Here is a 516-nt window from a genome sequence, read left to right as displayed (position 1 = left end):
CTAGATGAGTGAGTCCGATGTTTTCAGTGGTCGTAGGCGATCAGGGAGCGTTTGACTGTGGCGTCGGTGGTCCAGTTGTGCCAGATGCCGGCGGCGAGGGCGAGGAGTCGTTGTCCGGTGCGGGCGTAGACGCCGGCCTGGGTTCTGCCGCCGTGTTGTTCGAGGCTGAGCTGGCCTTTGAGGGTGTCGATGACGGACTCGATCCACTGCCGGACGCGGGCGATCTTCCCGTGCCGGACCGGCTCGTCCTTGCGGTCGGGCCGCACCAGGTGAACGCCGAGGCGCTCGGTGAGGAAGGCCTCGAACTCCTTCCCGGCGAAGCCCTTGTCCGCGAGGATCACCTGACCTCTGCGGACGAGGTGGTGGTCGCGTTCCAGCAGCGCGGCCATCACCTCCCGTTCCCCGATCTTCGGGTTGGCCAGGCACCAGGTGACCGGCATGCCCTCCGCTGTGGTGACCAGGTAGAGGCGGAATCCCCAGAAGAACCGGGAGTGGGAGCGGCAGAAGCCGTAGCCG

The 516-nt window shown here is 66.5% G+C and carries 1 protein-coding gene; it reads right to left on the bottom strand.

What is annotated here, in order from left to right:
* Window positions 1-23: 23 nt before the first annotated feature.
* Window positions 24-516, bottom strand: a 493-nt coding sequence (locus IE136_RS35240; RefSeq protein ID WP_189602569.1) for a transposase, incomplete at its 5' end; no start/stop codon positions are given.

It is taken from the genome of Streptomyces lateritius (genome assembly GCF_014649715.1).
Taxonomy (GTDB): domain Bacteria; phylum Actinomycetota; class Actinomycetes; order Streptomycetales; family Streptomycetaceae; genus Streptomyces; species Streptomyces lateritius.
Note: the sequence above shows the minus strand (reverse complement) of the source record. Positions and strands in the feature narration are given on the sequence as shown.